The sequence below is a fragment of the Mesorhizobium sp. M7A.F.Ca.MR.176.00.0.0 genome (genome assembly GCF_004023165.1).
Lineage (GTDB): Bacteria > Pseudomonadota > Alphaproteobacteria > Rhizobiales > Rhizobiaceae > Mesorhizobium.
In genome coordinates this window covers 1-21,472 of sequence record NZ_RZTC01000037.1, presented here as the reverse complement: position 1 = coordinate 21,472, position 21,472 = coordinate 1, and the positions used below count along the sequence as shown (strand labels likewise).

General features: G+C 61.5%; 24 protein-coding genes. 4 read left to right on the top strand and 20 right to left on the bottom strand.

Going from position 1 to position 21,472, the window contains the following annotated elements:
• Positions 1-19 precede the first annotated feature (19 nt).
• The 4 genes from EOB59_RS14685 to EOB59_RS14670 are packed head-to-tail and all read right to left on the bottom strand — an operon-like array spanning position 20 to position 2,779.
• On the bottom strand, positions 20-760 hold the full coding sequence (locus tag EOB59_RS14685; protein WP_128288661.1) for an ATP-binding cassette domain-containing protein: 741 nt from the start codon (positions 758-760) through the stop codon (positions 20-22).
• The gene (locus EOB59_RS14680; RefSeq protein ID WP_127810613.1) at positions 729-1,553 is read right to left on the bottom strand and encodes an ABC transporter permease; all 825 of its coding nucleotides are present in this window, start codon (positions 1,551-1,553) and stop codon (positions 729-731) included. The genes EOB59_RS14685 and EOB59_RS14680 overlap by 32 nt, the downstream gene beginning before the upstream one ends.
• Positions 1,550-2,536, bottom strand: a complete 987-nt coding sequence (locus tag EOB59_RS14675; RefSeq protein WP_128288648.1) for an ABC transporter substrate-binding protein — start codon at positions 2,534-2,536, stop codon at positions 1,550-1,552. Before EOB59_RS14675 ends, EOB59_RS14680 begins: the two co-directional genes overlap by 4 nt.
• A gap of 33 nt (positions 2,537-2,569) precedes the next feature.
• Positions 2,570-2,779 carry a hypothetical protein gene (locus EOB59_RS14670; protein WP_127269602.1) on the bottom strand — a complete coding sequence of 70 codons (210 nt, stop codon included), beginning with the start codon at positions 2,777-2,779 and terminating at the stop codon, positions 2,570-2,572.
• Between the two features lie 362 nt (positions 2,780-3,141).
• Between EOB59_RS14670 and EOB59_RS14665 the strand changes: the two genes are divergently transcribed.
• Positions 3,142-3,522 carry a cytochrome c family protein gene (locus tag EOB59_RS14665; protein ID WP_127395380.1) on the top strand — a complete coding sequence of 127 codons (381 nt, stop codon included), beginning with the start codon at positions 3,142-3,144 and terminating at the stop codon, positions 3,520-3,522.
• Between the two features lie 47 nt (positions 3,523-3,569).
• Here the strand turns inward: EOB59_RS14665 and gph are convergent, their stop codons facing one another.
• The 10 genes from gph to EOB59_RS14615 are packed head-to-tail and all read right to left on the bottom strand — an operon-like array spanning position 3,570 to position 13,548.
• Positions 3,570-4,271: a phosphoglycolate phosphatase gene (gene gph / locus EOB59_RS14660; RefSeq protein ID WP_127395379.1), complete on the bottom strand. Its 702-nt coding sequence runs from the start codon at positions 4,269-4,271 to the stop codon at positions 3,570-3,572.
• Complete coding sequence (locus EOB59_RS14655; protein ID WP_127395378.1) at positions 4,268-4,825, bottom strand: thioredoxin family protein; 558 nt, start codon at positions 4,823-4,825, stop codon at positions 4,268-4,270. Before EOB59_RS14655 ends, gph begins: the two co-directional genes overlap by 4 nt.
• A 20-nt stretch (positions 4,826-4,845) precedes the next feature.
• Positions 4,846-5,532 carry a ribulose-phosphate 3-epimerase gene (rpe, locus tag EOB59_RS14650; protein ID WP_127395377.1) on the bottom strand — a complete coding sequence of 229 codons (687 nt, stop codon included), beginning with the start codon at positions 5,530-5,532 and terminating at the stop codon, positions 4,846-4,848.
• Positions 5,533-5,592: 60 nt separating this feature from the next.
• Entirely contained in the window at positions 5,593-6,531 is a 939-nt protein-coding gene (gene cbbX, locus EOB59_RS14645) for a CbbX protein (RefSeq protein WP_128288647.1), read from the bottom strand.
• Positions 6,532-6,538: 7 nt separating this feature from the next.
• Entirely contained in the window at positions 6,539-6,973 is a 435-nt protein-coding gene (locus EOB59_RS14640; RefSeq protein WP_013532057.1) for a ribulose bisphosphate carboxylase small subunit, read from the bottom strand.
• Positions 6,974-6,991: 18 nt separating this feature from the next.
• Positions 6,992-8,485 carry a ribulose-bisphosphate carboxylase large subunit gene (locus EOB59_RS14635; RefSeq protein ID WP_013532056.1) on the bottom strand — a complete coding sequence of 498 codons (1,494 nt, stop codon included), beginning with the start codon at positions 8,483-8,485 and terminating at the stop codon, positions 6,992-6,994.
• A gap of 21 nt (positions 8,486-8,506) precedes the next feature.
• Positions 8,507-9,586 (bottom strand): class II fructose-bisphosphate aldolase, encoded by a 1,080-nt coding sequence (fba, locus tag EOB59_RS14630; protein ID WP_127395374.1) that lies wholly within the window; start codon positions 9,584-9,586, stop codon positions 8,507-8,509.
• Positions 9,587-9,597: 11 nt separating this feature from the next.
• Positions 9,598-11,610 (bottom strand): transketolase, encoded by a 2,013-nt coding sequence (gene tkt, locus EOB59_RS14625; protein WP_128288646.1) that lies wholly within the window; start codon positions 11,608-11,610, stop codon positions 9,598-9,600.
• 10 nt (positions 11,611-11,620) lie between these two features.
• Positions 11,621-12,493 carry a phosphoribulokinase gene (locus EOB59_RS14620; protein ID WP_127395372.1) on the bottom strand — a complete coding sequence of 291 codons (873 nt, stop codon included), beginning with the start codon at positions 12,491-12,493 and terminating at the stop codon, positions 11,621-11,623.
• Positions 12,494-12,501: 8 nt separating this feature from the next.
• Positions 12,502-13,548, bottom strand: coding sequence for a class 1 fructose-bisphosphatase (locus EOB59_RS14615; RefSeq protein ID WP_127810608.1), 1,047 nt, complete (start codon positions 13,546-13,548; stop codon positions 12,502-12,504).
• Positions 13,549-13,672: 124 nt separating this feature from the next.
• Here EOB59_RS14615 and EOB59_RS14610 point away from each other — a divergent pair, with 124 nt between their 5' ends.
• Together EOB59_RS14610 and EOB59_RS14605 are read left to right on the top strand one after the other, a co-directional pair.
• Positions 13,673-14,611, top strand: coding sequence for a LysR family transcriptional regulator (locus EOB59_RS14610; RefSeq protein WP_127810607.1), 939 nt, complete (start codon positions 13,673-13,675; stop codon positions 14,609-14,611).
• A gap of 201 nt (positions 14,612-14,812) precedes the next feature.
• Positions 14,813-15,013, top strand: coding sequence for a hypothetical protein (locus EOB59_RS14605; protein ID WP_023810407.1), 201 nt, complete (start codon positions 14,813-14,815; stop codon positions 15,011-15,013).
• 16 nt (positions 15,014-15,029) lie between these two features.
• Here EOB59_RS14605 and EOB59_RS14600 read toward each other — a convergent pair whose 3' ends face one another.
• The 6 genes from EOB59_RS14600 to EOB59_RS14575 are packed head-to-tail and all read right to left on the bottom strand — an operon-like array spanning position 15,030 to position 20,070.
• On the bottom strand, positions 15,030-15,659 hold the full coding sequence (locus EOB59_RS14600) for a hypothetical protein (RefSeq protein ID WP_127810606.1): 630 nt from the start codon (positions 15,657-15,659) through the stop codon (positions 15,030-15,032).
• On the bottom strand, positions 15,659-16,495 hold the full coding sequence (locus tag EOB59_RS14595; RefSeq protein WP_164895652.1) for an ABC transporter permease: 837 nt from the start codon (positions 16,493-16,495) through the stop codon (positions 15,659-15,661). Before EOB59_RS14595 ends, EOB59_RS14600 begins: the two co-directional genes overlap by 1 nt.
• Before the next feature lie 35 nt (positions 16,496-16,530).
• The gene (locus EOB59_RS14590) at positions 16,531-17,319 is read right to left on the bottom strand and encodes an ATP-binding cassette domain-containing protein (protein ID WP_127810604.1); all 789 of its coding nucleotides are present in this window, start codon (positions 17,317-17,319) and stop codon (positions 16,531-16,533) included.
• 55 nt (positions 17,320-17,374) lie between these two features.
• Positions 17,375-17,818, bottom strand: coding sequence for a hypothetical protein (locus EOB59_RS14585; RefSeq protein ID WP_127269840.1), 444 nt, complete (start codon positions 17,816-17,818; stop codon positions 17,375-17,377).
• Between the two features lie 29 nt (positions 17,819-17,847).
• Positions 17,848-18,819: a YVTN family beta-propeller repeat protein gene (locus EOB59_RS14580; RefSeq protein WP_127319306.1), complete on the bottom strand. Its 972-nt coding sequence runs from the start codon at positions 18,817-18,819 to the stop codon at positions 17,848-17,850.
• Positions 18,820-18,840: 21 nt separating this feature from the next.
• Entirely contained in the window at positions 18,841-20,070 is a 1,230-nt protein-coding gene (locus EOB59_RS14575) for an ABC transporter substrate-binding protein (RefSeq protein ID WP_128288644.1), read from the bottom strand.
• Positions 20,071-20,296: 226 nt separating this feature from the next.
• Between EOB59_RS14575 and EOB59_RS14565 the strand changes: the two genes are divergently transcribed.
• Positions 20,297-21,472 (top strand): (5-formylfuran-3-yl)methyl phosphate synthase (locus tag EOB59_RS14565; protein WP_128288642.1); only part of this gene is annotated, 1,176 nt, incomplete at its 3' end.

The following is a 21,472-nucleotide window of genomic DNA, read 5'->3' as shown; positions in this document are numbered from 1 at the left end:
GCATCTCGCCTGCAGGCGATCAGGTGACGTCCGGAAATCTTTGATGGAACGACCGCAGGAGGTCGCTCATCACCTGCGAATTGCGATGTTGCCGTGGCAGCCGTACGTCGAACACGCCGAGCACATGGGTTGGCCGTGGCGCGAGCACGATGATGCGGTCCGACAGCATCAGTGCCTCGCGTAGATTATGCGTCACCATCAAGGCGGTCGTTGGCCGTGCCGACCACACGGTCAAAAGCAGATGCCGAAGCCGCTCGGCGGTCTGTTCGTCGAGCGAGACAAAAGGTTCGTCCAGGAAAAGCACCGCCGGCTCGGTGGCGAAAGCCCTGGCAAGTGCTGCCCTGCGCGCAAGGCCGAGCGACAGTTCGGCAGGATAGAGCGAGCGCATGCCGGCGAGGCCGAGCGTGTCGAACAGCCCGTCCAGATTTTTCGCTCTCAAGCTTTTCGGCAACGCCAGCCTGACATTCTGTTCCACCGTTCGCCACGGCAGCAGGGTCGGTTCCTGGAATACGGCGGCGATGCGGTTCGAACCTCCTTGCGGCAACTGAAAGGAGCCGGAAAAGTCTTGGTCCAAGCCAAGCAGGATACGCAGCGTCGTGGTTTTGCCGCAGCCCGACGGTCCCAGCAAGCAGGCGAATTCGCCTTGCCGGACCTCGAAGGAAAGGTCCTGAAGCGCCGTGATCGAGACGCCTCGCGTGGACCTGAAGGTCTTTTCGGCGATGTCGACCTTAAGCGGGACGACGGCGCCAACGGGTTGCATGTCGTTCAACGGGCTGCACCAGGAGAAGTTCAATGACAAGCATCACCGCCACGAAAGCCAGCGTGTAGGCAAGGATGGCGGCGACATCGAAGAGCTGGAAATAGAGATGGATCTGGAAGCCGACACCGTTCGAGCGGCCGAGCAGTTCGACGACCAGGACGATCTTCCAGATGAGGGCAATGCCGGATCGCGATGCGGCGGCAAGATAGGGCTGCAATTGCGGCAGCAGGATATGGCGGATGCGTTCAAGGCGGCCGAAGCGATAGACGGTGGCCATTTCGGCGTAACTTGGATCAAGCGCCCTAGCGCCTTCGCGCATCGTCACCACGACATTCGGGATCTTGTTCACCGCCACCGCGCCGATCGCCGCCGCCTCGTTGAGGCCGAACCAGATGTAGCCGAGGACGATGACCACCAGCGCCGGGATGTTGAGGAACAGGATCACCCACGGGTTGAAAAAACGGTCGACGCGACGATGGCTGCCGAGCAAAACGCCGATGACGGATCCGATGATCATGGCGACGATATATGCCGCGGCGACCCGGCCGAGAGTCACGCCGAGATGGTAAAAGAGGTCGCCGCCCGCAGCCTCCCTGAGAAGCACCTGCCAGACCTGCGCAGGTCCTGGAAAGGCACGGCTTGGCCAGACGCTTGCCGCAAGGTTCCACAGCAGGCAAAGCGCGAGCAGGGAAACCGCTACGGTCAGCGCGGGCACCAGTGCCGTCGCCAGGCTGCGTCGGCCGGACATGCTCGGCGGGGCGTCACGCGTGCCGTCGGTTCCCAATGCGGTCATTTCTCGGGTCCCGGCCAGAACGTGCCGGGCGCCATCTCCGGCGCGCTGCCGACAAGTTTCGCGCCGGCGATCGCCGCCAGCACATGGTATAGCCTGCCGGCGTCGGCCGCTTCCTCGGCGACCGACCGTCTGGGAATGCCTTGGCGGTAGCGATCGCGCAGCTTTTCCAGTTCCTTGCCTTCCGCGCGAATGATCGGCGCCAGGCGCAGCCATTCGTCATCGGATCTGGCCAGCAAGTCCTTGGCTTGCGTGGACGCCCTCACGAAACCCCTGACGGCATCCGGGTTCTCGTTTGCCCATTGGTCATGGAAGACGTAACCGAGGGCCGAAACGGGTCCCAGAGCCCCGAGCGCCTTTGCCGCGTCGTTCACGCCGATCAGTCGACGGAAGCCATTGGCCTCGAGACGGGCGCAAAAATGCCAGAAATTCAGCACCGCATCGAGTTCGCCCTGTATCGCCTTTTCCGAAATCAGCGGCGGCGCGCCGAAGACGATGTCGCTGGCTGCCGACAGGTCGACGCCGAGATCGCGTCTGCTCAGCGCTTGTATAAGCAGCCAACTCTTGTCGAGCGGGCCGCCGGCGACGCCGATTTTCTTGTCCTCGAGATCGGCGACCGTCCGGATCGGCGAATCCTCCTTCACCATGATCGCCCCCACGGAGGTCGAATAGGGGGTCAATGTGAGGTCGCCGCCTTCGGAGCGCTGGCGCGAGACCCACAGCCAGTCGGAGACGATCATGTCGATCGCGCCAGCCAGCAGCGCGACGTTGGTTGCATCCTCGCCGGCGAAGTCGATGATCTCCAGATCGATCCCGTTGGCGGCATCGAATTTGTGCCGCCTTAGCGTATCGAGTTCCCAACTCACGGTTCCGAACTTCAGCACACCGAGGCGAATCCTGGCTGCCGCAACGACCGGCCTGGTAGCAAGAACAGCGGCTGTCCCGAGAACCGCCAGACGCAGCGTCATGCGCCGTGAAACCATCATGACACCTCCTCCCCAGGGTTCCGCGCTGCCAAATCAGATGGCTCGTTCCTTGCTCGGAAATGCGCATTTCCAGCGCATGACCTTGAGGTTCGGGTGTTCTTGAGACCATTTCGCGATTTCGCTGGGGGCAAGGATCATGCATTGGAACAGAGTGCCGCGGCTCTCGAAATAGAGATGTTCGTCTCGGCAATTGCTCGGATTGGCGCTGAGGCAAACCGTCAATATGAGATCGACCATGTCCATTCAGCACCTCTTGCGCGTTCCCAAACGCCCATCTCGGCGAGTCCAGCCCAACCAGGAGCCAGGACAAACCGCCACTTGCCGGATTTCCCGAGGTGCCAATGGAGAAACCGGATTGAGGTCAAGCTACGCGCTCGCCCGATAGCCGTCAACAAAGACGAATGGAAAGGTCTCTTGAGCTCGCAGGCCCCTAAACCTTTGTACGATTGACTTTCACAACATGCCAATTAGCTTCCGAGTCACGCGGCGCGGCTTCACGGGAGAAGCGGAATTTCCACTCCACCGCGTAAGGCGCATACCGACGGATCAAAGGATCGGCATGCGCAAATCGTCCAGGGCACCCAGACGATCAATGAGGAAATACCATGCGCGCAATCGCATTTTTCGCAGTCATGTCCGTTGTGCCCTTCATCGCGAGCCAATCCCAGGCACAGGATGCGGCGGCTGGTGAGAAGGTCTTCGCCAAATGCAAGGTCTGCCATACCGCCGACCAGGACAAGAACAAGGTCGGCCCGTCGTTGAACGGCGTCATCGGCCGAACGGCCGGCACGCACCCGGGGTTCAGCTATTCTCAGGCGATGGTCGCGGCAGGCAAGTCCGGCGTCAAATGGGATGAACCCACGCTGAAGACCTATCTTCACGATCCCAAGGCCATGGTCAAAGGAACAAAGATGGCGTTTGTCGGCCTGAAGCAGGACGAAGACATCGCCAATGTCATTGCCTATCTGAAGCAATTCTCGAAATAGAGCGCAGCCGGCCGTTCGAATTTGCGTTCGGCCGGCGGACGCCTTGATCACGCATCGGCTTGCAGCCTCTGCATGGCCGAAGGCAGATCGAAAAGGCTGTCGCAAACGAGGTCGGCGCCAAGCTCTTCCACCGGAATGTGGCTGTAGCCGCCGCGCAACAGAATGACGGGCATGCCGGCGGCGCGTGCGGCACCCAGGTCGGCGCCACTGTCTCCGACCAGCAGCGCGTCACCGGGGTCGACCCCAAGCTGTGCCAACGCCAGCAGCAGGGCATCGGGCGCCGGTTTCAGGAATGTCACCGCGTCTCCGCCAACGATTGCGCCGAAATATTCCGTCAATCCGAAATGAAGCAGGATTTCGCGGGTCGCCAACTGCGGTTTGTTGGTTGCCACCCCCATGCTTACTCCGCCCAAATGAAAGTGGGTGAGAGCCTCCCTGACGCCAGGCATCAGCCTTGTCAGGCCGGTCAGATGCCGGCGGTAGATAGGCGCCATGACGCGGTTGGCCTCATCGAGAGCGTTGCCGAGCAGTGGCGCTCCCGACGCCGCGAAGGCTCGCTCGATCAATTTCCTGACGCCGCCGCCGATCATGGCCGTGACCTGATCCAGGCGCAGCGGCGGCAGACCGCGACTGGCCAGCAGTTCGTTGACGGCGGCCGCTATGTCCGGTGCCGAGTCGACCAGCGTGCCGTCGAGATCGAACAGGATCGCCTTCGGCGATCGAAGCGGCCTACCTGCACCGACGTTCATGCGGCATCCTTCCACTTGATCGAGCAGCCGATCGAGGCGATCTGGTCTAGCGGCCCGTCGCCGGTTCGGGCAACCTGCTTCATCGCCTCGAACAGGTCGCGTCTCAGCCCGGGCGCTCCGGCTTCTCGTCGCGAGGCGTCCAGCCGACCGCGATATTGCAGTCCCAACTCGCTGTTGAACCCGAAGAAATCGGGAGTGCACACGGCTGCGTAATCGCGCGCCACAGTTTGGCGGTGGTCGTGCAGGTAAGGGAAGCTAAAGCCGTTCGTCGTGGCGAAGAGCTTCATTTGGTCGAAGGAATCCTCCGGGTAGGTGTCGGCATCGTTTGAGTTGATCGCGACAAAGCCGATACCTTCGGCCTTAAGATCGTTGGCATCGCACACGATACGTGAAATCACCGCCTTCACATAAGGGCAGTGATTGCAGATGAAGGCCACGACCAGGCCGTTCGGGCCGGCCTGGCTGAAGATCGAATGCGACCTGCCGTCGACGCCAGGCAAAACGGCATCGATGGCGCGCCAGCCGAAATCGCACACAGGGGGGACGGCCGCCATGCTTGCCTCCGATGGAATGGTTATGCGGCTTTCCGGATCGCACCGTCGGCCGTCTGTCGGATGGCTCCAATGTTGGCGCGATAGGCTGCCTCGGTGCCCCCCTTGAACACGGCCGACCCGGCGACCAGCACATTGGCGCCGGCCGCGGCAACCAGCGGGGCGGTTTCGGCCGTGACGCCGCCATCGATTTCGATGTCAATCGGGCGGTGGCCAACCAGTGCCTTGATTCGCCTGATCTTCTCGATGACCGCGGAAATGAAGGCCTGGCCGCCAAAGCCTGGATTGACCGTCATCAGAAGCACCAGGTCGAGCCTGTCGAGCACATATTCGATGGCGCTCTCCGGCGTCGAAGGATTCAGCGATACGCCGGCCTTCTTGCCGAGATTTTTGATCGCCTGCAGGGAACGATCGAGATGCGGCCCGGCCTCGGCGTGCACCGTGATGATGTCGCAGCCCGCGTCGGCGAAGGCGGCCAGATAGGGGTCGGCCGGCGCGATCATCAGATGGCAGTCGAAAATTTTGTCCGTTCGGTCGCGGATCGCCTTGATCACCGGCGGACCGAAGGTGATGTTGGGCACGAAATGGCCGTCCATCACGTCGAGATGGATCCAGTCGGCACCCGCTCGCACGACAGCTTCGACCTCGTCGCCGAGCCGCGAGAAATCCGCGGAAAGCACGGAGGGTGCGATGATTGTCCTGGTGACCATGGTCGTCGTCTCCAATTCTGTCTGCGGGTGTTGGTCGCTGCGCCAGCCGGCTCCATCCCGTCAGCGCATCTTCGTCTCCGGTTCGCCTTCGAGTTTCCCTTCCGCGAACACGCGGCTGCCGCGGATGTCGGATTCCTCGATGGTGATAAGATCGGCTTTGGTCAACACCCGGCTGCGCGATGCGAAAAGCCGGTTGGCCTGCCGCAGCCGCGCCCGGTCGAGCCCATTGCGGACCGAACGCGCGTTGGAGAAATGCGGCAGCCTCATGCGGATCGGAAGATACTCTTCGAGCGCACGGGACGCCGCCTCGCTGAGGCGATAATTCTGCTCCGCGAGCATAATCTCGGCGATCGATTTCAGTTCGCTGACGCCATAGTCGGGGAAATCGAGGTGATGGGCGATGCGCGAACGCATGCCGGGATTGCTGTCGAAGAAGCGGTCCATCTTGTTCTTGTAGCCGGCAAGGATCACAACCAGATCGTCACGGTTGTTCTCCATGCACTGCAGCAGGATTTCGATCGATTCCTGGCCGTAGTCGCGTTCGTTCTCGGGCTTGTAGAGATAGTAGGCCTCGTCGATGAAAAGCACGCCGCCCATGGCACGCTTGATCACCTCGCGGGTCTTGGGCGCGGTGTGGCCCACATACTGGCCGACGAGATCGTCGCGCGTCACGGCGACCATGTGGCCTTCGCGGACATAGCCGAGACGATGCAGGATTTCGGCCATCCTCAGCGCCACGGTGGTCTTTCCGGTGCCGGGATTTCCCGTAAAGTTCATGTGCAGCGTCGGGGCGCCCGAGGTCAGCCCGAACTTGCGGCGAAGCCGGTCGACCAGGAGGAGAGCGGCGATCTCGCGGATGCGGGTCTTGACCGGCTTCAGGCCAACGAGTTCACGGTCGAGCTTGTCCATGACCTCGTCGATGTTGGACGCCTCGAACTCGGCCTGCAGATCAACCGTCGCGTCCTGTGCGGCAGCGTCCTTGGTCATCGCGTTCAGCATGGTTCAGCTAGCTCCGCTCGCCCTCGGGCCTGTCGGTCGCATAAGGCACGATCGAATAACCCTGGCTGCGGCCGTCGCGCTCCTGGCGCAGCAGCCGGAAGCCGGGTTCGCTGGGCGGCCGGTTGACAATGAACGACATGCGCGGGGCTTCCCAGCCCTTGGTCGAATCGAAGGCGGTTACCCGCACATACATGTTCGGACAGGCTTTCCGGCAAGCGTTGACCTCAAGCAGTATGCCCGCCGGATCTTTCAAGTCGAACATCGGGTTGCCGTACATTTCCCAATAGGTGTTTCGCGGATGCGGATCGTCCGTGTACTCGACGCTGACCGCCCAATGGTTCTTCAGCGCGTATTTGATCTGCGCCGAAATCTGCTCATCGGTTAGGTCGGGCAGGAACGAGAACTGTCCCTGCGTGACCTTGTTTCCCGGATTGGTCATCATGACGACGGTTCCTTTCGTCTAGAAGCTGGGCGTTGCGGTTGGCACGAAGTCGGCCGTGTCGGTCGACTCGTAGTTGAAGGTGACGTCCTTCCAGGTCTCCAGGGCAGCCTTCAGCGGCGTGCACCATCTGGCCGCCTGTTCGAGGATCTTGGTTCCTTCGCGCAAATAATCGCGCCCCTCGTTGCGGGCCAGGATCATCGCTTCCAAGGCGACGCGATTGGCCGTCGCGCCTGCCTGGATACCGTCCGGATGGCCGATCGTGCCACCGCCGAACTGCAGGATGACATCCTCGCCGAGATAGTGGATCAACTGGTGCATCTGGCCGGCATGGATACCGCCCGAGGCGACGGGCATCACCTTGTTGAGCGAGGCCCATTCCTGATCGAAGAACAGCCCGGTTTCGAGGTTCTGCGGCGTGCGCTCCTCGCGCAGCGTGTCATAAAACCCCTTGATCATGAGCGGGTCGCCTTCCAGCTTGCCGACCACCGTGCCGGCATGGATGTGGTCGACGCCGGCCATACGCATCCATTTGCAGATGACGCGGAAATTCATGCCGTGGTTCTTCTGGCGCGAATAGGTCGAGTTGCCGGCACGGTGCAGGTGCAGGATCATGTCGTTGCGGCGCGCCCACTTGGCCATCGACTGGATCGCCGTGTAGCCGATAACGAGGTCGATCATGACGATGCAGGAGCCAAGCTGCTTGGCGAATTCGGCGCGCTCGTACATCTCCTCCATCGTGCCGGCGGTGACGTTGAGATAATGTCCTTTGACCTCGCCGGTGGCGGCCGACGCCTTGTTCACGGCCTCCATGCAGTAGAGGAAGCGGTCGCGCCAGTGCATGAAGGGCTGCGAGTTAATGTTCTCGTCGTCCTTGACGAAGTCGAGGCCGCCCTTCAGCGCTTCGTAAACGACGCGCCCGTAATTGCGTCCCGACAGGCCGAGCTTCGGCTTCGTCGTCGCGCCGAGCAGCGGCCGGCCGAACTTGTCGAGCCGCTCACGCTCCACCACGATACCGGTCGCCGGCCCCTGGAAGGTTTTGAGGTACGCCACCGGGATACGCATGTCTTCCAGCCGCAGCGCCTTGACTGCCTTGAAGCCGAACACATTGCCGATGATCGATGCGGTCAGATTGGCGATCGAGCCCGGCTCGAACAGGTCGAGGTCGTAGGCGATGTAGGCGAAGTACTGTTGCTCGGTCTTGGTTCCGGGACCGGTGTTCGGCACCGGCTCGGATCTGAACGCCTTGGCGCGATAGAGCTCGCAAGCCGTCAGTCGGTCGGTCCACACCACGGTCCACGTCGCGGTGGAGGATTCGCCGGCGATGGCCGCGGCCGCCTCCTCGTGGTCGACGCCCGGCTGCGGCGTGATCCGGAACATGGCGATCAGATCGGTCTCCTTGGGCCTGTAGTCCGGCTCCCAGTAACCCATCTTCTTGTAGGGGATGACCCCTGACTTGTAGCGTTCCTTGCCTTCCTTGAGCGTCCCCGCTGGCAGTATGTCGATCTTGTTCATGACAGGTCTCCTGTTTGTTGCTCAGGCGGCTTTCGCGATTGCGATATGGGGATCGAGTTTTCCCGCGGCGTAACGTTTCGCCATCTCGTCCATGGCGATGACCTTGATCTTCGAGGCGTTGGACGCCGTGCCGAAACGCTCGAACCGGTCCCGGCAAAGGTCGCGCAAGGCGTCCATGGCGGGTTTCAGGAATTTACGGGGATCGAACTCGCGCGGGTCTTCCGTCGCGACGCGGCGGAACTGCCCGGCCATGGCCATGCGGCAATCGGTGTCGATGTTGACCTTGCGCACGCCGTAGCGGATGCCGCGCTCGATCTCCTCGACCGGAACGCCAAAGGTCTGGGGCATCTCGCCGCCGTATCTGTTGATAATGTCCTGCAGCTCCTGCGGCACCGAGGACGAGCCGTGCATGACCAGATGCGTGTTGGGCAGCTTTTCGTGGATCGCCTCGATCACCTGCATGGCCAGGATATCGCCGTCCGGCTTGCGGGTGAATTTGTAGGCGCCGTGCGAGGTGCCGCAGGCGATCGCCAGCGCGTCGACCTGGGTTGCGGTCACAAAGTCGACCGCCTGATCGGGATCGGTCAACAACTGGTCGTGGGAAAGCGCGCCTTCGGCGCCGTGGCCATCCTCTGCCTCGCTTTGACCGGTTTCCAGCGAGCCGAGCACACCCAGTTCGCCTTCGACGGAAGCGCCGACCCAATGCGCCATGCGTGCGACGCGTTCGGTTATGGCGACGTTGTAGTCGTAGCTGGCCGGCGTCTTGGCGTCCGCCATCAAGGATCCGTCCATCATCACCGAGGTGAAGCCGTGGCGGATCGCGGAAAGGCAGGTGGCCTCGCTGTTGCCGTGGTCTTGATGGATGCATAGCGGGATGGTCGGGTGGATTTCGGTCAGCGCCTCCATCATCTTGGCCAGCATGATGTCGTTGGCATAGGATCGGGCGCCACGCGAAGCCTGGATGATGACAGGCGCGTCGCAGGCCTTGGCCGCTTCCATGATGGCGAGGCCCTGTTCCATGTTGTTGATGTTGAATGCCGGTACGCCGTAGCCGTGCTCGGCGGCATGGTCGAGAAGCTGGCGAAGGGTGATGCGAGCCATTGTGAATCCTCCTAGATGATGAGCTTCAGTGCCGCTGCAGCAACCGCTTCGGACGTTATGTTGAAATGCCGGTAGAGGTCGGGGGCAGGGGCGCTGGCGCCGAAGCCGGTCATGCCGACGAAAGCACCGGTCTCGCCGATCCAGCGGTCCCAGCCCAGCCGGGCTGCTGCTTCGACCGCGACGCGCGGCGCCGAGCCGAGGACGGCCTTGCGGGTGGCGCTTTCCTGCTCCTCGAAAAGCTCCCAGCACGGCATCGACACGACGGCGGCGGCGACGCCATGCTCAGTCTCCAGCCTTTCGGCGGCAGCAACCGCGATCTCGACCTCCGAGCCGGTGGCGATCAGGGTGACGGCGCGGTGCCTTGCCGGCTCCCGCAGGATGTAAGCGCCCTGGCAGGAGCGGTTCTCGTCGCTGTGCGACCGACGCAGCATCGGCAGGTTCTGGCGCGACAGCACCAGGACGCTCGGCCGATCCTTGCTCTTTAGCGCGAGTTCCCAGCACTCCGCCGTTTCGATGACATCCGCCGGGCGGAAGACGTTGAGATTAGGCGTGGCACGCAGCATCGCAAGGTGCTCGACCGGCTGGTGCGTCGGGCCGTCCTCGCCGAGGCCGATGGAATCGTGTGTCATCACATAGATGACGCGCTGGCCCATGAGCGCCGAGAGCCGCATCGCGCCGCGCGCATAATCGGCGAAGCACAGGAACGTCCCGCCATAGGGCACGAAACCGCCATGCAGCGCGATGCCGTTCATGGCGGCCGCCATGCCGTGCTCACGAATGCCGTAGTGAATATAGCGGCCGGCATAGTCACCCGGTGCAATGCGGTTCATGTCCTTGGTGATCGTCAGATTCGAATGCGTCAGATCGGCCGAGCCGCCGACGGTCAACTCCGTTGCGCCATTGATGGCCTCCAGCGCCATTTCGGAGGCTTTTCGCGTCGCCACCTTGGTTGCCTTCTCGACATGTTCGCGACGAAAGGCGTCGAGCGCTTCGAAGACCGTGTCGGGCAGTTCGGCGGCGACGGCGCTCTCGAAGGCCTCGCGCCGCGGCGAGGCGGCAAGCCGCTGCTCCCAGGCGCGCCGCATCGCTTCGCCGCGACCGGCAATCTCGCGCCAGGTGAAAAGGATATCATCTGGCACATCGAACGGTGCGTGGGCCCAGCCGATGTTTTCGCGTGTCGCGGCGATCTCTGCTTCACCCAGCGGTGCGCCGTGCGTCTTTTCCGAACCGCCGAGATTGGGGGCACCCATGCCGATCACTGTGCGGCAGGCAATCAGCGATGGCCGATCCGACCGCCGCGCCGCCTCGATTGCCGCGGCGACTGCCTCCATGTCGTGGCCGGCGACGCTTTGGACATCCCAGCCGGCGGCCTTGAAGCGCGCCGGCTGGTCCATCGACGTGGAGAGGGAGGTCGGCCCGTCAATGGAAATCGCATTGTCGTCCCAGAAAACAATCAGGCGGGAAAGCTTCAGGTGACCAGCGAGGTCTATCGCCTCGTGACTGATGCCCTCCTGAAGGCAGCCGTCGCCCGCAATGACATAGGTATGATGATCGACCAGATCGGCACCGTAGCGGGCGGCAAGCATACGTTCCGCCAGCGCCATGCCGACCGCCGTGGAAATGCCCTGTCCGAGCGGTCCGGTGGTGGTCTCCACGCCAAGCGCATGGCCGTATTCCGGATGTCCGGCGGTGCGGCTGCCCAACTGCCGAAATCGCTGCAATTCCTCGATCTGCATGTCTTCATAGCCGAGCAGATGATGCAGTGCGTATTGCAGCATCGAGCCGTGGCCGGCTGAAAGCACGAAACGGTCACGGTCGGGCCAGTCCGGCCTCGACGGATCGATATCGATGAAGCGGTTGAACAGCACCGTTGCGACGTCGGCCATGCCCATCGGCATGCCAGGGTGACCCGAATTCGCCTTTTGAACGCTGTCCATCGCCAGCGCGCGAATGGCGTTCGCCATGTCGCGCTCCGAGACGGGAGCGGTTGTGGTGACGGGCTTCAGTGCTGTTTGGCTGGTCATTGCATCCTCCTCACGACACACGGCTCTTGCGTTCAATCAATTGCAGGATGAGCGGCGTCAGGATCAACTGCATGGCAAGATCGAGCTTGTTGCCTGGCACCACAATGGAATTTGGCCGCGACATGAACGAGTCGTGGATCATCGACAGCAGATACGGAAAATCGATGCCCCGCGGATTGGCGAAGCGGATAACCAGCATCGATTCGTCGGGCGTCGGGATCCAGCGCGCGATGAACGGGTTGGACGTGTCGACGATCGGCACGCGCTGGAAGTTGATGGCGGTCTGCGAGAATTGCGGGACGATGTTGCGGACATAGTCGGGCATCCGGCGCAGGATCACGTCCATCACCGCCTCGGTGGAATAGCCGCGTGTCGAACGGTCGCGATGGATCTTCTGGATCCATTCGAGATTGATGACCGGCACGACGCCGATCTTGAGATCCGCATGCTTGGCCAAATTGATCGTGTCGGTGACGACACAGCCGTGCAGCCCCTCGTAGAAGAGCAGGTCGCTGGGAGCGAATTCGCGCCATTCGGTAAAGGTTCCCGGTGGCGTGCCGTGCTGCTTTTCCTCTTCCTCATCATGAATATAGGTGCGGGTCTTGCCCGTTCCGCGGCGGCCATATTCCGCGAACACCTCTTCGAGAATTCCGAGTTCGTTGGCCGCGGCATTGAAATGGGTGAAGTTCGGGTTGCCGGCCTTTTCCTCCTCGGCCACCTTTGCCTTCATCGCCGCGCGATCGTAGCGGTGGAAGGCGTCGCCTTCGATGAAAGCGGCCTCGATGTTCTCGCGCCGGAAAATCAGATCGAAGATGCGCTTGACCGAGGTCGTGCCGGCGCCCGACGACCCGGTGATGGTGATGATGGGGTGCTTGGCTGACATGGTGCTGCTCAGGCTCTGAACAGGCCGCGGCGGCTGAACAGCGGCGCACGCTCACCGATGTTGCTCGGCTCTGTGTGGTAGCGGGTGATGCGCGCGACTTCCCGCGCCGACCCGAAGATCATCGGCACGCGCTGATGCAGGCTCTCGGGTTCGATTTCCAGGATGCGGTTGATCGCATCGGTGGCGGCACCACCAGCCTGTTCTATGAGATAGGCGATCGGGTTGGCCTCGTAGACGAGGCGCAACCGTCCCTGACCATAGCCCTTGCGTCGATCGCCGGGGTAGAGAAAGACGCCGCCGCGCATCAAAATGCGGTAACAGTCGGCAACCAGAGAGGCGATCCAGCGCATGTTGAAATCCTTCTCGCGCGGTCCTTCGGTGCCCTCCAGGCAGTCGTCGACATAGAGCCGCACGGCCTCGTCCCAGTGCCGGTAGTTGGCGGCGTTGATGGCGAACTCCTGAGTGCGTTGCGGAATGATCCGGCTTTCATAGGCCTGGACGAAGGTGCCGAGCCTTGTCGAGAAGACGAAGACATGTGTGCCGCTGCCGAGCGACAGGACGAGTGCCAGCTGCGGCCCATAGATGAAGAAACCGGCGCCTAGCTGGTTCACGCCCGCCTGCAGGAAAGAGGCGGCCGGATCAGCGTCCGGCGCGCCAGTTGCGGTCAGGAGCGAGAAGATCGTTCCGATCGACACGTTGGTGTCGATGTTGGACGAGCCGTCGAGCGGATCGATCGCAATGGCGAGTGGCGCTTGCCTGTCGAGCAGGACCGGCTGCTCCAGTTCCTCGGAGGCGTAAAGCGCGACCGGTGCGCGGCGCATGGCGTCGAGGAAGATGTCGTCGGAGAAGACGTCGAGATCCTTCTGGACGTCGCCATCGGCATTGGCGCCACGGGTTTCGGCAAAGGCGGCGCCGAGCACCCCTTGATTGATGGTGTTGCGGACCTTGATGGCGGCCTGTGTCAACTGACGGACGGTCGTCACAACTCCCGAGCGGAATTCGTCAGGCTGGCCGAGATAGGAGTTCAGAAAAGCGTCGAGCGTTGCCGCTGGCATCGTAACCTCCCGGTCCGGCCGCATCTCCTCGGAGCGGCTGGACTGGAGGAATGGAAACAAACGTCGCGAGATAAGTAAAATTCAATAACTTTACCTAGCCACTAAAAATAATTTAGTATGCGGCATGAGGAACCTCACGCTCAAGCATTTCAAGACCGTCCAGGCAATCATCAAGTGCGGCAAAATTGTCAGCGCGGCCAAGATGTTAGGCCTGTCTCCTCCAGCGCTGACAATCCAGTTGCGGCAAGTGGAGGAAGAATTCCAGCTGGCTCTGTTCGACCGAACGTCGGACGGCATGCGTCCCACTGCCGCAGGTCGGGCTTTCGTCGAGACAGCGCAGGCTATCGAGGAGCATCTCGGTTTGCTCGAAGACAAGATGGATGCCATCAAGGGCGTACGCACCGGCAGCTTGAGGCTCGGCGTCGTTTCCACCGCCAAATATTTCGCGCCGCGGCTGATGGCTGCGTTCATGAAGGACCATCCCGACATCGACATGCGGCTTGCCATCGGCAACCGCGCCCAGACGATCGACAACCTCAGGAACCACGACATCGACATCGCGCTGATGGGGCGCCCGGCGAAAGAGGTTCCGGTGCGTGCTTCGGTCTTCGGCGATCACCCGCTGGTCATCATCGCGCCGCCCGACCATCCGTTGGTCGCGGCGCGAGATATCTCCAAGGAGCGGATCGCGGAGGAGCATTTCCTTATTCGCGAGCCCGGCTCCGGAACCCGCATCTCGTTGGAAATATTCCTGAGCGACGTGCCTGGGCGCATCGACGACCTTGGTGTCGAGATGGCCTCGAACGAAACGATCAAGCAGGCGGTGATGGCTGGTCTGGGCATCGCCTTCATCTCTGCCCACACCATCGCTGCGGAAACCGAAGCAGGCCGGCTTGTCATCCTCGACGTTGTCGGCATGCCGATCCGCCGGCAATGGTTCTCGGTGATGCGAACCGATCACGCAATCTCGCCGGCCATGGCCACGTTCAACGATTTCCTGATGCGCAAGGGCGCGATGTACCTGCCCCTTTTCGGAAAGCTGTATCCAGACAAGGCGGGATGACATTTTACGAACGCAACGGATGAAAGTCCGGTGGAGAACGCCCGCGATCGTTGGTGTTATATAAGCGATATGTTATGTTGCAGTGCGAAAGAGCGGGGGCCACGTCCTTTCACACCCGTAAGCGATCTGTATGTGCAACCCCTGCAGACTGTTCGGAAACCTCCCGGGTAGGGTTCGGGAATTCGATGGGGAAAAGGGGTAATGCTTTACACACTCGTTATGATGGTCTGTCTGACGGATGTACCGCGGACCTGCGAACAACGCGAACAAATGGTAGACGGTCTGGCGATGAATCCCGGGACTGCCTTCATGCAGGCGCAGCCGCTGGTGGCTCGGTGGATCGAGACGCATCCCGGTTATTTCGTGCAGCGCTGGCGTGTGCTGCCTGGCAGGGGGTCATGAGGCAGGCGGCCAAGGTCTATTTCTTGACGACGAGTGTTTCCGAGACGGTCTTCGACAACTGGTAAAGCCGCTGCTCGATTATCGTGGGCACATCGCAGACATAAGTCAGCGACTGGACCCGTTCGGTGAAAATTCGCGTCGCGAAATTCAGCTGGTCGGTTCGCCGTTCGACTTCGTCCGGATCCGCATCGGCCTTGGCGCGCAGCGCGTCGACTTCGGATGCTTCCTTGCGCAACTGTGCCGCCATTTCGAGCTGTTTGTGCGCATAGCGGGAGATGCCGGAGATCACGTGCGAACGCTCGGCGTCCATATGGTCGAACATTCCCTGCACCAGCATCGTCATTTTTGGTGCGACCTGTTCGGGCGGCAGGGAAGTCGCGAAATCCTTGATCTCTTTCTGGGCTTCGGCAATCGGCGTCCGCCGGGCTGCCACCGCCTCGACAAGCGCCGACACACGGGCATCCTTCGCCCAATCTTTCGCGGTCGCGGGAAGCTCCGGCCCATTCCAGATCTGGCCAAGCGAGAGCCGTGGCACCTTACGCTGTATGCAGGGCCAGTCGGGATCGGTGTTTGCCGCGCCGGCGCCTCCCATGAAGGCAAGCGTGGCGACCACAACGAGAGTGTGAACAAGTCTCATTCGCGCCATCAGGCGTTTCCTCCCATGTCCTGCTTGCGGATCACCAAACCGCGCGAAGGGTCGTATGCGATGATGGCGCCGCCCAGAAACAGCAGCGTGCAGCCGGCCACGATGCCCAGCGACAGCCATTCGATCTGCCCGTAAAAGGCAAAGCGGATCAGTTCGACGGCATAGGTGAACGGGTTGCAGAGGCAGATCTTGTAGAGCAGCGGGCTCGCCTCCTGGATGCGCCACAAGGGATAGAGCGCCGGAGACGCGAAATAGCCGGGAAAGATGACGAAGTTCATGATGCCGGCGAAGTTTTCGAGCTGCTTGATCAGCGAAGACAAGAGCATGCCGAGCGCGCAAAGCATCATGCCCGACAGGAACAGTGCCGGCAGCACATAGAGGTAGCCGAGTGGCGGCGCCTTGACTCCCCACAACCAGGCAACGATCAGGAACGCGTAGACCTGCACGATCGATACGGCCACGCCCGCGAGCATCTTCGACACCAGCAGGAACCAGCGCGGAAACGGGCTGACCAGCAGGATGCGCATGTTGCCCATCTCGCGGTCGTAGACCATCGACAGCGAAGACTGCATGCCGGAAAACAGCAGGATCATGCCGCAAAGGCCCGGCGTGATATAGACCTCGTAGAGCACATACGTCTTGTAGGGTGGGATGATCGACACGCCGAGCACCTGGCGAAAGCCGGCGGCGAAGATGAACAGCCAGATGAGCGGCCGGACCAGCGAGGAAATGAAGCGTTCGCGCTGGTGCAGGAAGCGCAGGCACTCGCGCAGGACGACACCTTTCAGGCAAATGAGATAGTGGCGCAGGCCGAATGGCTCAGACCTCACCGGCATGATGCCGGCGAGCTTTCCAGGCATCGCAGGAGCGCTCATGGCGACGTCTCCGCCATGCCCGCCGCATCGACGCGGCTGAGCTTCGAAAAGGTTTCGCGAATCGAATTTCCACCATTCGCACGGATCACATCCGACACCTTGCCGCTCGCGACCAGATCACCCCGCCGCAGTATGACGACATGGTCGGCGTCTTCGACTTCGTCGATCAGATGCGTGGCCCAGAGCACGCCGATGCCCTCGGCTTGGACGAGCTTGCGGATGGTGGCGAGGATGCCCGCGCGAGACTCAATGTCGAGGCCTACGGTCGCCTCGTCAAGCAGGAGCAGGGAAGGGCGGTGCAACAGCGCCCGGGCGATTTCGATGCGCCGCATCTGACCGCCGGAGAGGCTGCGTGCTTTGTCATGCTGGCGGCCCTGCATGTCGACCGTTTCAAGCAGCGCGGCAATGCGCTGGCGAGCTTCGCGTCCGCCAATGCCATGCAGCGAGGCGTGGTATGAGAGGTTCTGGTAGACGCTGAGGTCGAGGTCGAGCGTGCGTGCCTGGAACACGATGCCGACGCGTCTGAGTGCTCCGCCGGATGCGCGGCGGATGTCATGGCCGAAGATGCGGATCGATCCGTGACGCGTGTCGTAGAGGTGGCTTATCAGTGAGAACAGCGTTGTCTTGCCGGCCCCGTTGAGGCCGAGCAGAACGGTGAAAGTCGCCGGCGCGATCGAGAAGGAGACGTCGTTGAGCGCCCGCTTCTGGCCATAGGAATGGCTGACGGCACCGACATCGAGCGCCGCCACCTCTTCTCCCGGACCGCTTTTCCTCATATGCTGCATGCCGGGCCGCTCCTTCAGGACGCGTTGGCTTCTGGCGCCTTGATCGCCTTTTGTCTCACTTGATCGTAATCTTGCCCTTCAGTCCCTTGTCGGCAAGGTCGGGAACCGACCAGGTATATTCGCCCGGGCGAACGGTATGGAACTGCACCTGGATCGTCCCCGCGTCGTCGAATTCCAGCCAGGCTGGTCCGCCGTCCATATGCACTTCCAAATCGTTGATGACGATCTGGTCCATCCAGACATTGCGGAAGAGGTCGGTGACGAACTTGTACTCGAAACCGCCCTTGGAGGTGATCTTCCAGCGATAGCCCTGGCCGGCGATCAGCTCGAAATCCTTCTGATTGACGGCGTAAGTGGAATCGGCCGAACCAATAATCAGTTCCGGCAGGTTCTTGCTGGCACGCGACGGTTTTGGTGTTGCGTCGTCGGCGCTTGCTCCGGTCGGAGCAAGGACGAATCCGGCGAGGGCGGCGAAGAAAAACCTGCGGAAAAGTTTCATGTCTTGAGCCTCCCGATGATCAATGTCTGCTATTTGGGCGAAATGACCACACCCCAGGGCTGCTGGCCCACGGTGAGCGATTGGACCGGCTCGTCGGTGGCCGTGTCGATGAAGGTGATATCGTTGGAATTGCCATTCGTGGTGATCAGCGTTTTTTGGTCGGGCGTGAAGGCCAGATGCCAGACGCGCTGGCCGACGAGGATGTATTTCTCCACCTCGTAGGTGTCGGTATTGATCACCGCGACATGGTTCGCCGGGCCGAGCGCGACATAGGCTTTCTTACCATCGGCGGTGATGGCGATGCCTACCGGCTGGATGGTTTCGGCCCGCAGTCCCTGAATCGCGAACTGGATCTTCTTCACCACTTCGCGTTTGGCGTTGTCGATGACGCTGACAGTGCCACCGACCTCGGCGCTGACCCAGACCTGCGAGCCGTCGGGCTTGAAGTCGGCGAAGCGCGGGCGCGTGTCGACCAGCACGTTGTCGGTCACCTCATGCGTGCCGGTGTCGATGAAATGCGCCATGCTGGTGGTTTCCGAGGTGTTGACCATGGTCTTGCCATCGGGGCTGACACCCATGCCTTCCGGTTCCACGCCGACCGGAATCTCGGCCAGGACCTGCTTGCTTTCGACGTCGATGGCGGTGACGAGATTATCGTCCTCATTGGCGACATAAAGCGTCTTGCCGTCCGGCGAGAGCACGAACAATTCGGGATCGGGGCCGGATGGCAGCGTACCGACGATTTCAAGGGTCGCGGTATCGATGATCTGGACCGTATCGTCATCGCTGGCGCATAGGTAGACGAACTTGCCGTCATGCGAGATGGTGATGCCGCGAGGTCTCTGGCCGACTTCAACTGTCTTCACCACCTGCATCGTCGCCGTGTCCACGACGGTCATCGTGTTGTCCTTCTCGTTGGAAACGTAGGCCGTATAGGCCGATGCCGGACTGGCCGTCAGGCCGGCCGCGAGAATGGCGAATGCGCAAGCTCGTTTCTGCACGCAAATTCCTCCCGATTGACTCTACTTGAGAGCGCATTTCGTTTCCGGCTGATCGACACCGAGCGTGTCGAGTTCGGAGACTTGGTGAAGATAGCCCTCTTGTGGCGATGTCGAGACGACGGACTTGGTATCGCCAAGCAAGATCGGCTGGCGAAGCTGGAGGTTCCATTTGCGGAAGGTCAGCTTCTGCCCCTTGAAAGCAGCAACCGAAAAGTCGTCCGAGCGCATGTAGTCACTGATCTTTTTCGCATCGTCGCCCTTGGTGCGCGTGGTGGCCTCGCCGACGGCACGCACCGCCGTCCAGGCCGACATGTCCTTTGAAAGCATCCGCCGGCTCGCCGTCTTCAAGAAGCGGCTCTGCATCTGGATGCCGCCCCATTGTTCGCTGGCGGGATGCCATGACGATGCAACCAGACCGGCCGTGCCGGCGACCAGCCGCGGCGTCCAGGTGCGATAGGGCACGTAGGTCCCGAAAACCTCGCTTTCGTCGGCGACAAGCACCACGTCATGCTCCGGGAGATCTTGCGTGAACACGGAAATCTGCTGCTGTATCTGCGTGGCGCCGGTGTCGGTGCGCCTGGCTGTGCCGGTATCCTTGAATTCCTTCTCGGCGACGATCTGGCCGCCGAAGCGGGTTGCCGCGCGGCGCAACGCATCGGCGTAGAGACGATCCTGCTCATGCGATCCATAGAGCAGCACCCAATTCGGCCACTTCTTCACCATGAGATACTGCGCCAGCGCATCGGCCAGCATGCTGCGCGTCGGCGCGATATGGAAAACGTTGATGCGGCAGTCCTCCTCGCGAAGGCTGTCGTCGGTGGCGCCGACGTTGAAGATCAGCACGCCTTTGTCGCGGGCGATGTCGGCGATCGACAGCAATTGTTTGGCTGAAAGATCGGCGACCACATAGCGGTCGCCCTTGGCGATCATGCCTTCGAATGCCTGAACCGCGTCGCCGTCGGGCTTGATCTCGGTCACGTCGAGGCTGAATTTCTGGTTGGTGAACTTTCCGGTCGTATTGTTGTCGCCGATCGCCACCTCGGCGCCGGCGACACCTTGGTCACGTGGCGGCAGGTCGAGCATGGAAAGCGTCAATTGCGGTGCGTAGGCCCGCAAATAGCCTATCTTGATTTCGGTTGTCTTTTTTTCCGGCTTCGCCACCGTTTCCTGGCCTGTCGCGTCGGAAACGTTGACGGTCAGGGAAAAAAAGCACAAAAAGGCAGCGAGAGTGCCTGGCACCGCGCTCGTCATCGATAGTAATTACCCATTCTTGCGCAAAGGTTCGACGGTTGCCGGACCCGCGCCAAGTCAAGGTGCCCATGATCAACTTAGCCGACCCGCAAAATTTATCAAACCCTATCGGAAGACTTTTCGCGCCTGCCAGAACGGTGCGGAAGGTCGCCGGCGTCGATTCGCATGGCAACACCGACTGCCTCTTAAAAAACGTCTTGTCCTCCAAACTGGAGAAACTGTTCAAATGACCAGAATGCTGGCAAGCGTCACCGGCATCGAAGAGGCGGAGATCGCTCTTTCTGGAGGTGTCGACATCGTCGACCTGAAGGACCCGAAGGCGGGAGCTCTGGGCGCGGTGTCCACGGAAACCATGCGCCGAACGATTTCGTTCATCGCTGGTCGGGCTCCGGTCAGCGCGGTCTGCGGCGACCTACCGACGGAGCCCGAAACGATCCGCATCAAGGCCGAAGAGATCGCGGCGACCGGCGTCGACTATGTGAAGATCGGATTTTTTCCTTCGGCGAATATCTCTGCCTGCGCACAGGCGCTCGAACCGCTCGCCGCACGAACGAAGCTGATTGCCGTGCTGTTTGCCGATCTGGCGCCGGACTTCGAGCTTCTGCCGATATTCGCCAGGTATCGCTTCCATGGCGTGATGGTCGATACCGCGCAAAAGGGGAAGGGCCGGCTGCTCGATCATCTGCCGCCGGAGCGTATTCCGGGATTCGTCGACCGAACGAAATCGCTCGGTCTGATGGTCGGCCTGAGTGGATCGCTGGAAGCTCCGGATATTCCGCGCCTATTGCCTTTCGCTCCCGATTTTCTCGGCTTTCGGGGGGCGCTGTGTGGCCATTCCGGTCGCACGAGTTCGATCAGCGCCGAGGCGGTCTCGCAGATTCGAGAGTTGATCCCGGCGGAATCCGGGACCGGCGATCAATCGAGTATCGACTATCGCCTGTTGGCGGCGAGAGGCTATTCGCCGGACACCGACCCGACATTGGGCACGGACAGGATTTTTGTGCGGGATTTTGTTCTGCCGGTCCAGATCGGTGCCTACAGCTTCGAGCATGGCCATACTCAAAAAGTGCGCTTTGATGTGGCCGCCGACGTGCTGCAAATCACCGACCATCCCGAGGACATGCGCCATGTGTTCTCTTATGACATCATCATGGACGGCATTCGCACCATCGTCGCGCGGGGACATATCCAGCTCAGCGAGGCTTTGGCCGAGCAGGTGGCAGCGCACGTCTTGGAGAACCAGCGTGTCGTGCGTGTCACGGTAAGGGTGGAGAAGCTCGAGCTCGGCCCTGGCGGCGTCGGCGTCGAGATCGAACGCAAGCGCCAATCGGCGGGACGCGGCGCTGCCTCCGGCACTGCCGGCCGAAAAGACCGGAGCGTTGGTTTCCGGCCGCGCCAGGAG